The following is a 15,061-nucleotide window of genomic DNA, read 5'->3' as shown; positions in this document are numbered from 1 at the left end:
CGACCGGGCTCGAACCCGGTCACTTCTCGTTCTATCTCTGCATCATCTGGCAGCCTCTACGGCCTCACGGCGGTCCTTGCGCGGCGGCCGAGAGACCTTCGTCACGCGCGCAGGCCCGCCGCGTGATGACGGTGCTCGAGCTGGCGCGCGCAGTGAGCCCGGAACGTGCCTGGGTCAGATCGAGCATGCCGAAGCCCGACAGGGCTCGGGATGTGGCGGAAAGGGCATTTAGATACCTCTTGTTTGAACGGGCGGCTTTGGGTCTGTGCTCATCTGCTAGAATTTAGACAGGCCTTTCCAATTGTTGCTTGAACGACAAGCCAGGCCGCAAGCAACCAGCGATGGTTCCGTGGAGATCGGCTCGTGCCTTTGCTGCGGCCCTAGCCTGGTCTCACGGCTCCCCGCCGTCTGCCAACCCTCGACAATCACCGCGCCGGCTGCTAGCCCGTCGTCATGCCGAATGGGTTTTGCCCTTACGGAAGAGGCACTTGAGGCGTATCGGAGCGATGGACCGAAAGCGGGCATGGCGGTGAAAAAGGGTCCATCCCATCTGCTCGGTAACTCGGCATGGAACGCGACCGCCTTCGCGGTTGCGGTGCTGCTGAACCTCGCGATCCTGCCGTTCGTGATTTTCCGGCTCGGTCTCGCCGCGTTCGGCGTTGCGGGTCTGGTGACGGCCTGTGTCGCGCCGGCGCTGATGTTCAGCAATGCGCTCGGCCTTTCGACGGCGCGCGAGCTCGCGCAAAGGTTGGAACCGTCCGATCGCGACCTGGCGCGGCGATTTTTCGCGACCGCTCTCGCGCTTGCCATCGTCCTCGGCGGCGTGATCGCGGCGTTGCTTGCCTTTGCCGGCGCGCCCCTCGCACGACTGGGATTTCACCTCGGCGGCCCGGCCGCCGACGACCTCAGGCTCGCCTTCGCATTGGCCGGCGCCGGTTGGCTGTTCCAGTGCCTGTTCGCCGTCTTCCTCTCGCTGTTCACGGCGCGTCAGGACTATCGGCGGATCGCGTCGATCAGCATCACGGGCACGGTGGTGACGACGATGTCGATGCTGCTGCTGATCCCCTACGCGCCGCGGGCCTCGACCTTCCTCGGCTGCCAGGCCTTGGGTTTTGCAACAAATCTCCTGATGGCCTTTGCCTGGTCGCGCCACGCCATCAGTGACTGGGTGGCACGGCCGGCGCTCGATCGCGGCGCGCTGCGTGCACTGGTGAAGCTTGGCGGTTGGCAGTTCGCGGCGCAAAGCGGCGCGCTGTTCGCCGGGCAGGCGGACCGCTATCTGCTCGGCGCGCTGCTGCAGCCGCAATTCGTCGGCTTTTACAGCGTAGCGCAGCGGCTGGAGGAGGCGGTCTATATCGGTGTGCTGAAGATCGGCGAGATCTTGTTCCCGTTCTTCAGCACCCTGCAGAAGGAGGATGACGATCGCAAGGTCGACCTGCTGCTTCGCTCGTCCTGGATTCTCAATGTGCTTGCGGCGAGCGCTTTGGGCGGCCTGATCCCGGTCGCAGGCGCATTGCTGCATCGATGGACCGGCGCCGAGGTCGCCGCCGAGGCTCAGCTGGTGCTGGTGGTGCTTGCGATCAGCGGAATATTGGGGTCCAGCGCCAATGTGTTTGCGTTCTATCTGCTGTCGCAGGGGCGCTCCAGTTCCAACGCGCTGATCTCGCTCGTCACGGGTATCTTCACGCTGGCGACCAGCGCCGTCGCGTTGCCGTATTTCGGCTGGCAGGCGGCCGGTTGGAGCTCCTGCGTCGGGATGGTCGCCCAGATGGTGATCACCGTGCTGCTGTTGCGGCGTACCTTCAGGCTTTCGGGGATGTGGTCACGGATGCTGCATTTCGTCCTGATGCCGCTCGGCACGGGAGTAGCCATCGCGCTGGCGCTGCGTTCGCAGCTCGGCCACGCGTCATTCGACCACGCGCCGTCATGGTGGTATGTGGTGTCGCTGTACGGTATGTCGGCGGCGGCGATCTTTGTTGCCGCCGTTGCCGTGTCGCAACTGGGTCCCTACCGCGCCGTCTGCTGGCGCGATCTCCACGTCATCATCACTCGCTTCTTGCCCCTCAAGGCCGTCTAGACATGTGCGGTATCGCAGGCATCGTCAATCTGCGCGGCGCTCCCGTGGAGCCGGCTGACATCTCGCGGCTCACCAATTTGATCGCGCATCGCGGTCCGTTCGGCGAGGGCACCTGGTTCAATGCCAAGCGAAACGTCGCCTTCGGCCATCGCCGGCTCGCCATCATCGATCCAGGCGAGGGTGGCTATCAGCCGATGGCATCAGGCGACGGCCGCCATGTGATCGTCTACAATGGCGAGATCTACAACTTCCTCGAATTGCGCCGCGAACTCGAGGCGAAGGGCGCAGCCTTTCGCAGCCGGTCCGATACCGAAGTGATCCTCGCCGCCTGGCAGGCGTGGGGCGAGGACATGCTGCTGCGCTTCAACGGCATGTGGGCGCTGGCGATCTACGACACGGCCACGGATGATTTGTTCCTGGCGCGCGATCGCTTCGGCATCAAGCCGATGCTGTATGCGTTTTCATCCGAGCGGTTCGTGTTCGCGTCCGAGCAGCGCGCGCTGGCGCGGAGTGGGCTGGTTGAGACGTCGCTCGATGTCGACGTGGCGCGGCGGCTGTTGCTTGACCCGTTCGGGATCGAAGGCAGCGAGCGGACGCTGTTCGCGCAACTGCGCCGCCTGCAGGGCGGCCACTGCATGTGGTTGCGCCAGGGGCGTGTGCAGGTGCGCCGCTGGTGGCGAACCGTGGACCATCTGCCGGCAATCCCGGACACCGAGACCGCGCGCGTCGAGCGCTTTCGCGACCTGTTTCAGGATTCCGTCGCGCTGCGGATGCGCAGCGACGTTCCGATCGGGACCTGCCTGTCCGGCGGCTTCGATTCGTCCGCGGTGATCTGCGCCATGGCGACCCATGAGAAAGCCGGCATGGGGCCGCGTGACTCGACCTCCTGGCGGCACGCCTTTGTCGCGACCTTTCCCGGCGCCAGCAATGACGAGCGGCCGATGGCGGAGGAAGCGGCCGCGTGGGCCGAGGTGGCACCGAGCTTCCTCGAGATCGGGCGCTCCGACGCGCTCACCGACCTTGACCGCATCCTCGACGACAATGACGACGTCTATATCGGGCTGCCGAGCGCGCCGTGGTTGATCTATCGCGAACTCCGGCGCCAGAACGTCACCGTTTCACTCGACGGCCACGGCGCGGACGAATTGATGGGCGCCTACCTGCAGGAGGGACAGTCGGTCGCATTCCGGATCCGGAACGCAGCAGCCGCGCTCACCTCACGATCGCAGCTGGCGCAACGCGGCATCGACTTCCTGCGCGCGCAGATGATCAGGCGCGAGGGGCACTACTTCCTGCGCGGAGGCGCTACGGCCGCGCCCGCGCCGCTGCCGCTGGTCGCCGAGGATGACGAATTGCCTGATACATGGGGTGCGTTGAACCGGCGCCTCTACCGCATGTTCCATTCGACCACGCTGCCCACCATCCTGCGCAATTTCGACCGGCTCTCGATGGCGCACGGGATCGAGGTCCGCATGCCGTTCATGGACTGGCGGCTGGTCACCTACACGATGGCGCTGCCGGAAACGAGCAAGTCGGCAGACGGCCTGACCAAGGTGGTGGCGCGGCAGGCGATGGCGAACCTGATGCCCGAAAGCATCCGCACCGCGCGCCGCAAGGTAGGCTTCAACTCGCCGATGCCGGAATGGCTGAACGGGCCATTGGCGGGCTGGACGGCAGAGCTGCTCGAGCGGAATGTTCCGGCATTTGCCGAGTTCGTCGACGAAACGCCCCTTCGAAAGGCGGTCGGCCGCTTGACGGCGTCGCAGAGCTGGGATTGGAAGAGTGTCGGCCGGATCTGGCCTTATCTGAACATGAAATGGATGTTGGCAAGGTCCGCGTAACCAATGCGTCTGTTCCAGAATAGCGGTCTCTATCCGTCCTATTTGCCGAGGCTGAACCAGCTCGCGGCAAAGGCGTCAAGTTTCGACGCGCGCCGCGAAGTGTTTCTGCACGATCGGTTTGGCGCCGCGCATTTTCTCAAGCCCGTGCTCGACGGCGCAGCTGAAGCCTTCTTCACGAATGGCGACGATGAAGTGCTGCAGCGCCACTGGGCGCGTGAACGGGGCATGAAGGAATCGCCGACGCTCGAGGCCATTCTGCTCGCGCAGATCGAGCATCATAGAACCGAGGTGTTCTACAATCTCGATCCGGTGCGCTATCCGAGTGCGTTTGTCGCCAAGCTTCCCGGCTGCGTGAAGAAGACGCTGTGCTGGCGCGCCGCGCCTTCCGGAAATGCTGATCTCACCGCCTATGGCGCGGTGCTTGGAAACTTCGCCTCGATCCTCGAGGCGTGGAGCAGCAAGGGGTGCCGGGCGGAGCTTTTCTTTCCCGCGATCGACCCCGTCATGGAGCAGTACGGCCACGGCGAACGGCCCATCGACGTGGCGTTTGTCGGTGGATATTCGCGGCATCATAGCGCGCGGGGCAGAACCCTCGAACAGGTTGCGGCCCTCGCTGGTGACCGCAACGTCGTGTTCTGCCTCGATGCGTCGCGGCTGACGCGGCTTGCCGAAAGCGCGGTCGGCCGCTTGCTGCCGTTGCACAAGCACCGGCGGCCCGACGCCATCGCGCGCATCGCAAGGCTGCCGCTGTTCGGCCGGGACCTCTACGAGCTGTTCGGATCAGCGAAGATCGTGCTCAACGGCGCAATCGACATGGCCGGCAAGGATCGCGGCAATATGCGCTGCTTCGAGGCGATGGGGTGCGGGGCGCTGCTCGTGTCGGATGCGGGCAACTATCCGGAGGGAATGGATCCAGGGCAGACGATTGTGACCTACGAGGCGGGCAATGACTGCCTCGCCCAGATCGAGAATAGCCTGCGGAACTGGGATGACATGAAGGCCAAAGCCGAGCGGGGGCGGCGAGCGGTGGGAGATTTGTATAGCAAAGAGCGCCAGTGGGTTCTATTTGAAAACCTCTTGGAGCGCATCTAGGAGCAGGCATGCACGTTGACGGTCTCGTTTTCAAAATCAAGGAGATGGCTGACGCGCTTGCATTGCCTGTCTACTTTGCGAGAGGCGGTCGGCCCTGGTCGGTCGGCTATTTTACGCGCAAGAAGAACGCCATTCAGACTGCAATCGACACGGCCGCCGTCCGATCGGGGCGCCCGCTGCCCGAGACATTTGGCATCGGCATCGATGAACGAGTCGTCGAATATCCATGGCTGTTCGACCGGTTGCGCCGCGATGGTGTCCCACTGGGACGAATGCTTGATGCGGGATCGACGCTGAATCACGAATACATTCTCGGCCGCGATCCGTTGCGCAAGGCGGATCTCACGATCATGACGCTGGCGCCGGAAAAGCGGTGCTTCTGGTATCAGGGCTACTCCTACGTCTTCGGAGATTTTCGCAAGACGAGGTTCGAGGATAGTGCCTTCGACACCATTATCAGCATATCCACGCTGGAGCATGTCGGGCTGGACAACACCATGCTCTACACTGATGATCCGGCCAAATCCGAAACCAACAAGCATGGCTTTGCCGATGCGATGCGTGAGTTTCGACGGATCATGGCTCCCGGCGGACGCTGCCTGATCACGGTGCCATACGGGCGATATGAGAATTTCGAGTGGTTTCAGGTCTTCGACCGGGCGATGATCCAGGCCTTGATCGACGCCTTTGCGCCTTCGTCCCACGAGCTCGAATTCTTCGGCTATGACAAGAGGGGCTGGCGTCGGGCAACGGAGGCCGATGTTGCGAATGCGACTGCATTTGACCCGCATAGCGGACGCGGTCGGCTCGACGACAGGGCGGGCTGTGCGCGTGCCATTGCCTGCATCGAGTTGATCAGATGAATCTCGATTACTGGCTGCAGCGGATACTGGGGCGCGCGACCTGTCGCCTTGGGTCGCATGCCAGGCTGATGCCGACTGCACGCATCCGCAATATCCGCGGTGACAGCGACTGCATCGTCATCGGTTCGAACAGCATTATCCGGGGCGAGCTCTTGACGTTCGCCCATGGCGGGCTGATTGAAATCGGATCATGGTGCTATGTCGGGGAGAATTCGCGGATATGGTCCGCTAGATCGATCCGTATTGGAGACCGGGTGCTGATCGCGCACGACGTCAACGTCTTCGACAATCTGACCCATCCCGTGGACCATGTGGCGCGGCACCGGCAGATTCAGGAGATGTTTACTAGGGGCCATCCGCGTCAACTGGATCTCGATGAGCGCCCTGTCGTGATCGACGATGATGCCTGGATCGGGGCAGGCGTATTCCTGATGCGGGGTGTTCGGATCGGTGCCCGCGCGATTGTGGCGGCCGGTTCGGTCGTCACCGCAGACGTTGCCGAGGACACGGTCGTCGCCGGCAACCCGGCGCGTGTTGTAAGATCAGTCCTTGAAACTTAGTTTGGCTGGGTCAAACGCATGATCGTCTGGATTACAGGCGCAAACGGGTTCATCGGCCGCCATCTCGTGCACGAGTTGGCGGGGGCGGGCCATGCGGTGCATGGCATCGGACACGGAGCGCTTGACGCAACGGAAGCCCGGCGGCTCGGTTTGCGAAGCTGGATCAACGGTGAAATCGATGCGGCCAATCTCGATGCGCTGGCGGCGGCGCACGGGCTGCCGACGCATCTCGTTCATCTCGCCGGCGGATCGTCGGTAGGCATCTCGATCGAGCGGCCGTTCGAGGATTTCTCGCGCACCGTCGCGAGCACCGCGCGGCTGCTGGAATGGCTGCGCGGATCCGCGCGGGACTGCGCCGTGATCGCGGCGTCGAGTGCGGCCGTCTACGGGGCCGATCATTTCGGCCCGATCGCTGAAAGCGCCATCGCTACTCCGGTGTCGCCCTATGGGCAGCACAAGTTCATGATGGAGCAATTGTGCCGGAGCTACGCGCAGTCATTCGGTATCCACTGCACGATCGTGCGGCTGTTCTCTGTCTATGGACCCAATTTGCGTAAACAGCTGCTCTGGGACATCTGCTCGCGGCTGCAGGCCAAGGAGCAGGCGCTCACGCTTGGCGGGACCGGCAACGAGATTCGTGACTGGACCGACGTTCGCGATGTCGCGAGGCTGCTTGTCGGTGTGGCGGAACCGCCGCCGCAGGAGACCTTCCGGGTCATCAATGGCGGTTCGGGCCGCGGGACAAGCGTTGCCGACATCGCAGCCGGCCTCGTCCGCCAGTGGGGCAGCAGCACCGTCGTGCGACACTCCGGCGTAAGCCGGCCCGGTGATCCCGTGAGCCTGTTGGCCGACGATGCAATGCTGCGCCAGATCGGGTTCGATTGGTGCATTCCGCTCGATCAGGGCCTTGCCGATTACGTGGCTTGGTTCAAGGGGCAGGCTTCGTGACGCCGCGCCCATTGCGGTTCGCGTTCAGTCACATTTCGCGACGGCTTTGGGCCGGCGGCTACAATTATCAGCGCAATCTGTTCGCGGCGCTCGCTCAGTTTCTGCCGGGCGAATTCGTTCCGGTCGTTTTTGCCGGGACGGGCGCCGACGAGAATGAACTCTCGGAGCTTGCCGCAGTACCGGCGGTCGAAGTCGTCCGATCGGAAGCATTCGATGGGCAGCCCGGTTTGGCTGCCGCGCTCGCGCTTGGTCTGGATCGCGCAGCGGCGGCAGCATTTCACTCAGCGCGCGTCGATGTGGTTGTTGAAGCAGCACGCTTCTTCGGCTGGCGGCTGCCTGTCCCGACGGTAGCGTGGATTCCGGATCTGCAACACCGTTCGCTACCTCAGCTGTTTCCAACGACGGCGCGCTGGCGCCGCGAGATCGGCTTTCGCGTTCAGATCGCGTCCGGGCGGACCATCATGCTGAGCAGCGAAAGCGCGTTGCGCGATTTCAGGGCTTGCTATCCGCGTGCAGGAAATCGGGTCAGCGTCGTGCGCTTTGCGACCCAGCCGCCGGAAGCGTTCCTGAATACAGATCCGTCGGAAGTGATCGCGATGCATAATCTGCCGGCGAACTATTTCTATTTGCCCAACCAGTTCTATCGCCACAAGAACCACCAGCTCGTCGTCGACGCCTTGACGATCCTGAAGCGTCGTGGAGCCGACGTGGTGGTCTGTGCGTCCGGCAGCACGGAAGATCGGCGCGAGCTGGGCTACTATGATCTGGTCAATTCCGAGATCAAAAGGCGTGGCCTCGAAGCGAACTTCCGTCACCTCGGCGTTATCCCGTTGCCGCATGTCTACGCGCTGTTGCGGGCTTCAACTGCATTGCTCAACCCGTCGCGCTTTGAGGGATGGAGCACGACCGTCGAGGAGGCGAAATCGTTCGGCGTTCCGATGATCCTGTCGGATATCGACGTGCACCGGGAGCAGACTGCAGGCGCCGCCCGCTATTTCGGCGTCGATGACCCGGTCGCGCTGGCGGATCATCTGATGCAGATTTCGGAGATGAATAGCCCTCCGACGGTACGAAACATTGTCCCGCATCAGGACGACAATGTCCGTGCGTTCGCGCGAAGCTTTTCGGACGCTATCCGGCAAACCGCCGTGAGTTGAAGGCCAGCTTCCTGGGGGCGGCAAGACGTGACCCCTCGCTACCTCATAAGCGACCATCATGATCGCCGAGCCGGCCATCGACGCTGCTGAGCTTCGCAATTCAGGAAGATAGCTTGCCCTTCATCGATTGATAGTTGAGTTGCGCTCGGCAGCAATCCTTGCTCCCTGCTAGCCCTCCACGATTTTCCAGGCGCGCCGGCAGAGTCACCAAGCGCTCCGTCACCTGGTTAGCCAATGTGGTTCTTGGGTTTCAGATTGCATCAGTGTTTCTGTAGGTTTCTGGCGGGCCAAATCTGCATGGTGAATAGCTCAATTGAGCTATTCACGCTCTCACCGTTTGAAAATAATGTGTTCAAGCACAAGAAGCGTCTTGCGTCTCATGCGGGTGCAGTACGGAGCTTAAGAGCGCCCTCAACAAAGAGCGTCGCCGCCGATGAACTGGCTGAGGACCCTGCCGAGGCTCAGAAGGCCGACCCTGCTGCGGACCGTCGTCGCAATCTTGCTGGTGGCCGTCTCTGCTTCGCAGCTTCTGCCTAGGCAATCGCGAGGCAGGCAAGTTGGTGTACCCGGATACGACTATGTGAGCGGGCGCACACTTAGCGAGATTCCGGACGCCGAACTCATCCGACGTCCTTCTGAGACCGACGATGTCGCCTACGCGAACCGGATCGCGCTCGCGGTGCACTACACCAGCTACAACTGCGAACCGGGCGACTTCTCGTTGACACCAATTGAGCGTGTTCTTTCTGCAACTCTTGCTCAGTTAGCACTAATCGACGCGAGCCTAATTTGGAGCGAGGGCCTTCTTCAGAAACGTACGCTGATATGCGGGTTCTGTGGCCAGCGCGCAGTGATCACTTCCGAGATTCTTCGCAAAAATGGAATTCAAGCGTGGGCGTTCGGTGTCGGTGGCCATGTGCTCGTAAAGTTTGCCGTTGGTGGGCACGACTACCTGGTTGATCCAGACTATGGGATTTCGGCTTACAGGTACGACGTGCGGCGCGGCGTCTTGCGAGCGGAGATTGCCGCGAGGTACACAAAAGCAGGTTGGGCGAACGCCAACGAGATCTACCGCTACGTATCGAGTCGGTCCGACAATGAGGACTATTTGAATCCCGAGTACGTTTTGCACATTGAGAACATGCAGGACGTCGTTTTCCACTATGCCAATGCAATCGCAATTGGATTGATCTTGCTGGCTCCGTGCGCTGCTTTTGGTGTCCGGTCAAAGATCGCTCGATCCGCTTCTTGGTCACCTCGTGTTCTGACCGCTCGTGAATATCTGCTTCCAGATGCAAAACGCGCAAGTTGGAGGGGCGAGAGGTTCAGTGATCGAACCTCGATGGGAATAGCCGGCTCAACAAACTTGGACGATGAGGAATTCGGAGCGAAACGAAGGGGTCCTTCGCGTCTGGATCAATGACTCGGTAGGCTCGCCCGTTTGTATTCGGGTCGCTGTTGTCGCTCGTCGAGAAAATCAAGGACGATTGCCAATGAGAGTATCGTCCGTTTCCTTTCTCGGCGATATCGACGTGCGTCGTATGAGCTGGTCCGAGAGCGTGACGGTCTTCTGTCACTTCAAGCCGAGACCGACTGGGTGCCTCATTGCTGTCCGAGACGGCGCCTGGGATAAGTGTCAGATATTGCCAAGCGTTGCCGCCAAAATGTTTGAATGGCGGGCGGATGAGGCCCGGGTCCGGCTCACGCCAAGGCGGAAGCGTATCGAGGTAGAGCCCGAGCGGAATGTATAAGATCGCTCCAAAAATGGTCGCGAGAACGAGCCTCCGCTGAAATCGCTTCGACATGTCGTGTCCAGTTTGCAGATCAGGATGCGGCGTAGATCAGGGCAAAATGCAGTGTTGGCTCGCACCAAATGCGATCGCTAACCAACATCGACCGCTTGATGGTCATGCGAGGTGCTCTTCAAGCTTCCTCTCGACGGCGACAGACCCACTCTGCGATGCAAAGACTGAGCGCGGCGTCAGATACCATAGCAGAAAAAGTACGGCGGCGCCGTGAGAGAGGAGGGTTGTCGTGAATGGCACGTTCAAGAGGATCTGAGGAAGGATCGCACCAGATACAAGGATGAAGCGAGGAGGAAGGCCCGAGGAAAATCGATTGACGAGAGCGATTACAAGTCCGCATGCCAAAACCGGGATCGGCGCCAGGAGAACGCCGACCGAAGCGATCCCTTCGGTCGCGAAAAGGGAGGCATTGAAATTACCGAGCCGGTAGGCCTGCTGCATCACTTCTCCCAACTGAACCGTATAGGGACAAGAGACGAGGGTTTTGACAAATGTAATCTGGCAGAAGGATGTGAGAGGGTGGTTGAAGAAGAAGTCGTTGTAGATATCCATCGCATTTGAAGGCGTAGCAATCATTCGAAGATTGACGATATCGAGATAGCGCGTGTCGCTGATGCCGAGGATGGCGTACAAGACGACGCCGATAATCAGCGGTACGAATAGCGAGAGCACAACTGCAATTCGGCAATCGAGCAGGCGCGTCAGTACAGCCATGGCCAGAAGCCACATTGGTGTGAAGAACGCGATCTTGTTGAGCGTGATTGGGTAGACAAGCAGCAATAGGACAAGCGTCAGTCCAGCTCGCCAGTAATTCCGCCGCTCCACAAAGCAAGCAAAGGTGAAGGGCAACAGGGCGTTCGAAACGACGCCAATGCAGTAGACGAGCGGGGAGGGCATGTTGATCTTGTCGCGGAAGTCGTACATCTGCCCGAGCGAGACCATTTTGAAGCTATAGCTTGCGGCTATCAGGATCGTGGCCACGCCGACTGCCAAGATAATTGTCAATGCGCGGTAGAAGGTTGTTTCGCTAATCGTGAACACTCGTCGGATCGGAGATGTCACGAGGAGTGATGGCGCCATGAATGCTATCATGGACGCGACGGCAGAGGCTCCGCTGAGCCAGTGATTGTACTCGAAGCGGGAGAAACAATTTAGCCAGAGGTATCCAAGGATCATGGTGTAAAAATAAAAGCTGAGAAAATAACCAAAGCTGAATGGAACGAGGAGGAAAAGGTAGGAGAGAGCAGCAAACGCGGCGATCGTTGCGATCGCCCCGTTGAGCAGTTCGGCATCATAAAAAATATGGAAGTTGCCGTAGCTGCGGCTGAGATAGCCGAGCGAGATGCAGCAGGCGACGATATGGAAGCTGATCAATACGCCCAAGCTCACGCGCGTTGAAATCTTGCCCGCTACCGCGATCTCGTTCGTATTCATGCTGCCAGTCCCGTTGCAGGTCATACGCGGCCGGTGAGTGTGGCTGGCGGCCTGCGGATTCAAAGAGTCGAGAACTTAACCTGCTTGGTGCCAAGAGTAAGCCTCTGTTATCTCAACGAAGCAACAATTGCCAACAATTGCCGTGATGACGTTCGTCATCTTTCGCGGATGCGGAGCGTTGCGAACGTGGCGCAGCGTATCTTGAGTTCGGCCGGCGCCGCTGCGCGGCTGGGCCGGATCAACGAACCGCGCCGCAATTCCGCGGCGACGCCGTGCTTGCTTCGTTCGCTTGGGCTCTCCCGGTCATCACAGGTATGGCTGGTCCCGGGACCGAAGGCATCCAAGATTTCGAGTGAGCCGAGTTGCTTCCATGGGCGGAAATCTCTGGTCGTGCTTGACGATTGCCTTGTCCTGTAAACACCAGGAAGCAGGTTGACAAGTCGCCAATTGTCGAACGAGCAGCAAAGCAATTCAGCCAGCCTCCGCTTGCGCGGGCGTTTCTGTGGGCGAGTCCCATGGAGGAGTTCATGAGATTTCCTTGGCAACTGCCGCATTCACAGGCCGGCCGCCGGCGCAGGAGCCCGGAGAATAGTGGTGATATCAAGCACGGCACGACACGTTGGCCGCAGCCTGTGAGGGACATCGCTTTGACGCCGGCTGCGTCAGTTCGCTTGTTCAGTGGGCCGCGATCGGCGAGGTCGCGGTTATCGATCGGTTCGGGCGTTCGAAGCAGTCAGTGGTGTCTCACTGCGCGCCAATATGTCACCGTAGAGCTGAGTGATCGTGTAGCCGATGATCCTTGCAGAGAATCGCTCCGACACGCGTCGTCTCGCCGCAGCACCGAACCTCGCCCGCAACTCAGGCGCTTCAGCAAGCCGCAGAATTGCGCTTGCCAAGGCTATTGGGTCCTCGAGTGGTACCAAGAGGCCGGTTTGATCAGCAAGCACAATCTCGCGGCAGCCAGGCGTGTCCGTCGCAATCAGGGGCCTGCCGCAGGCGGCTGCTTCCATCAACGCTCCCGGAAGCCCCTCACGATACGAAGGCAATGCCGCGATGTGTGAAGCGCGCCACAGCGAGGCGATGTTGTCGATGTGCCCGAGCCACGTGATGCCCGGTCGTGCGATCCAGGCTTCGATCTCTTCGTGTGACACGGACGATGGGTTCGCCGGGTCCGGATTTCCTGCGATGATAAGGTTGATATCGTGTCCTTGATCGCGCAGCAGACCGTGGGCGCGAACCAGAGTGCGGATGCCTTTGTCGACCAGCAGCCGCCCCGCGAATCCGATCGTGATCGGGCCTGCCGGCTCAGGTAGCGGCTGCAATGATTCATCATCAACGCCAGATCCCGGAATCAACGTCATGCGGTCGGGCTTGGCACCGAGCGCCATCAGCGCCTCGCGGTCGTCGGGATTTTGCACGATTGTGTAGCTGCGATTACGATTGAGCAGCCAAGGCAGCAGTCGGGTCAGGACGCGCTTCAGCAGACGTGACTGCGAACTCGATGACGTGAAGATATAGCCGAGCCCGGTGATCGCATTGACGACGGGGAATCTCCGGTCGAGCGCAGCCAGCGAACCAAAGACGCAGCATTGCACCCCGGAATGGTGCACGATGCTTGGCTTGATCGCGCGCTCCACCTCCCGGATAGCTTTCAGCGCCGCAGCAGCCGTGAGCATCGCCCGTTGACCACGTTGGAAGGGGATCTGGTGAAGTACAAAGTTCTCCGCCTTGATGGAGGCGGCGCCGCTGCTCACATTGGTCGCCACATGAACCTCAAGGCCGGCGTCACGCGCTGCCCGCGCCATTGGCAGGCGATTGAGCAAGAACGCCCAGTCCTCGTTAGCGATGTAGAGGATGCGACCCTTCAGCTTGATTTCTAGGGGATTCATTGATCAGTCGAAGCAGGATTGTCGGAAGCCCGGATGTCATGGGTAATCGGGCGCATGAAAAATCTGTGTCGTCTCGAAGGGAGCGGCAGGACCGCAAGTAGGCCATCAGCATCGTCGCCAACGTCACGAAGGGCCGCAGTCATACCACGGGATGACGCGCGTCCACCAGCAGTGCGGCGGCCTGCCGCATGGTTCGGGTGCGACATCATCAAGATTTGGTGGGTACGAAGTTCGAGCGATGCGTTGCTTGTGCCGCCTGGGTCTATCACAGCAGCCGGCTGCTGCTGCGCGGACGATTCGACGCGGTTGCTCTTGATTTGCGCCAGCTCCAACCGCCCATTACAGGCGCCTATCGGATGTGGTGACCGCTCATTCCGAGGCGTCGTTGTTCGTCGACATTGCGGTCAGCGCACTCTGGAATGTTATTCATCGAACGCAACTACTGGGGGCAGGGGTATGGTCAGTCCATTTGGCGGCGTTCGAACGCGGCCGGTGTGGCAGCGCCGAGAGCGAATACTATCGGTACGCCGTAGTGAGCGGGCATTTGCATCCGGGCTAAGAAAAGGCGCCCGTCCAAACATACCAATTTGCTGGCTCAATTAGCTGGTCCTAAAATTCTACAACAAATTCAACGGATTGAATTGTTCATGTCGTGAACGTTCGACTTGACGTTCACGGCATGAACGGACTATCTGTCGCCGACGGAGGGGGAGTCTCAATGGACCGCACGTTGCCGGATTCTAGCGGGGAGGATGAACGGATCGTCCTTAATTTGCTGAATTCCGTCGATGACGGCGCGCAATCGCAGCGCCGCATCGCGGAGGAGCTTGGTATCGCGCTTGGCCTCGTTAACGCCTACCTCAAGCGATGCATCAAGAAGGGCCTTGTCAAAGTCAGCCAGGCGCCGGCGCGTCGCTACGCCTATTACCTGACGCCAAAGGGCTTCGCTGAGAAATCACGCCTGACCGTGGAATATCTGTCGTCCTCTTTCTCGTTTTTTCGTCAGGCCAAGGCCGATTGTGCGCAGGTCCTTCAATTGGCGAAGGCGCAGCATTTCCAGAATCTGGTGCTTTGTGGAAGGTCGGACTTGGCCGAGATTGCCATGCTGTCGGCTGTCGATTGCGGTGTCTCGATCGTCGCAATTGTTGATGAAAATGCAGGCGACACGCGTTTCGTCGGGGTCCAGGTCGTTGCTGGCTACGATCGTGTTGCCATTCCATTTGATGCTGTGATGATCACCGATGTAGCCAATCCCAGTCGGGCTTTCGATGAAGCGGTACGCCTCTACGGACCAGGCCGTGTACTGGCTCCAAGCTTGCTGGGCTTGAATCACCAGGAGCATCAGGATGCAGCGCAATGATTGCGTCAAATACACGTTCCTTGCTGCTCTGCTTT

11 protein-coding genes are annotated in these 15,061 nt (G+C 60.5%); 9 read left to right on the top strand and 2 right to left on the bottom strand.

Going from position 1 to position 15,061, the window contains the following annotated elements; translation table 11 throughout:
- The first annotated feature begins 523 nt into the window (after window positions 1-523).
- The 8 genes from ACVWY5_RS23735 (at window position 524) to ACVWY5_RS23700 (ending at window position 9,961) form a co-directional block, all read left to right on the top strand.
- Entirely contained in the window at window positions 524-2,077 is a 1,554-nt protein-coding gene (locus ACVWY5_RS23735; protein WP_028338366.1) for a lipopolysaccharide biosynthesis protein, read from the top strand.
- A gap of 2 nt (window positions 2,078-2,079) precedes the next feature.
- Window positions 2,080-3,918, top strand: coding sequence for an asparagine synthase (glutamine-hydrolyzing) (asnB, locus tag ACVWY5_RS23730; protein WP_028338365.1), 1,839 nt, complete (start codon window positions 2,080-2,082; stop codon window positions 3,916-3,918).
- Window positions 3,919-3,921: 3 nt separating this feature from the next.
- On the top strand, window positions 3,922-5,010 hold the full coding sequence (locus tag ACVWY5_RS23725; RefSeq protein ID WP_028338364.1) for a glycosyltransferase family protein: 1,089 nt from the start codon (window positions 3,922-3,924) through the stop codon (window positions 5,008-5,010).
- An 8-nt stretch (window positions 5,011-5,018) separates the two neighbouring features.
- Window positions 5,019-5,873, top strand: coding sequence for a methyltransferase domain-containing protein (locus ACVWY5_RS23720; RefSeq protein WP_051376458.1), 855 nt, complete (start codon window positions 5,019-5,021; stop codon window positions 5,871-5,873).
- The gene (locus tag ACVWY5_RS23715; RefSeq protein ID WP_028338363.1) at window positions 5,870-6,433 is read left to right on the top strand and encodes an acyltransferase; all 564 of its coding nucleotides are present in this window, start codon (window positions 5,870-5,872) and stop codon (window positions 6,431-6,433) included. The genes ACVWY5_RS23720 and ACVWY5_RS23715 overlap by 4 nt, the downstream gene beginning before the upstream one ends.
- 18 nt (window positions 6,434-6,451) lie before the next feature.
- Complete coding sequence (locus ACVWY5_RS23710; RefSeq protein ID WP_028338362.1) at window positions 6,452-7,381, top strand: NAD-dependent epimerase/dehydratase family protein; 930 nt, start codon at window positions 6,452-6,454, stop codon at window positions 7,379-7,381.
- Complete coding sequence (locus ACVWY5_RS23705) at window positions 7,318-8,538, top strand: glycosyltransferase family 4 protein (protein WP_321176990.1); 1,221 nt, start codon at window positions 7,318-7,320, stop codon at window positions 8,536-8,538. Before ACVWY5_RS23710 ends, ACVWY5_RS23705 begins: the two co-directional genes overlap by 64 nt.
- Window positions 8,539-8,971: 433 nt before the next feature.
- Window positions 8,972-9,961: a hypothetical protein gene (locus ACVWY5_RS23700; protein ID WP_028338360.1), complete on the top strand. Its 990-nt coding sequence runs from the start codon at window positions 8,972-8,974 to the stop codon at window positions 9,959-9,961.
- Between the two features lie 484 nt (window positions 9,962-10,445).
- Here the strand turns inward: ACVWY5_RS23700 and ACVWY5_RS23695 are convergent, their stop codons facing one another.
- Window positions 10,446-11,777: a hypothetical protein gene (locus ACVWY5_RS23695; protein WP_063616630.1), complete on the bottom strand. Its 1,332-nt coding sequence runs from the start codon at window positions 11,775-11,777 to the stop codon at window positions 10,446-10,448.
- A 704-nt stretch (window positions 11,778-12,481) separates the two neighbouring features.
- A complete protein-coding gene (locus ACVWY5_RS23690; protein ID WP_051376456.1) occupies window positions 12,482-13,666 on the bottom strand; it encodes a glycosyltransferase family 4 protein in 1,185 nt (394 codons plus the stop codon).
- A 718-nt stretch (window positions 13,667-14,384) separates the two neighbouring features.
- Here ACVWY5_RS23690 and ACVWY5_RS23685 point away from each other — a divergent pair.
- Window positions 14,385-15,026 carry a winged helix-turn-helix transcriptional regulator gene (locus ACVWY5_RS23685; protein WP_028338358.1) on the top strand — a complete coding sequence of 214 codons (642 nt, stop codon included), beginning with the start codon at window positions 14,385-14,387 and terminating at the stop codon, window positions 15,024-15,026.
- Window positions 15,027-15,061: the final 35 nt, after the last annotated feature.

This window comes from Bradyrhizobium sp. USDA 3256 (assembly GCF_054058275.1).
The sequence above is the reverse complement of the archived record's forward strand: the minus strand, read 5'-3'. Positions and strand labels throughout refer to the sequence as shown.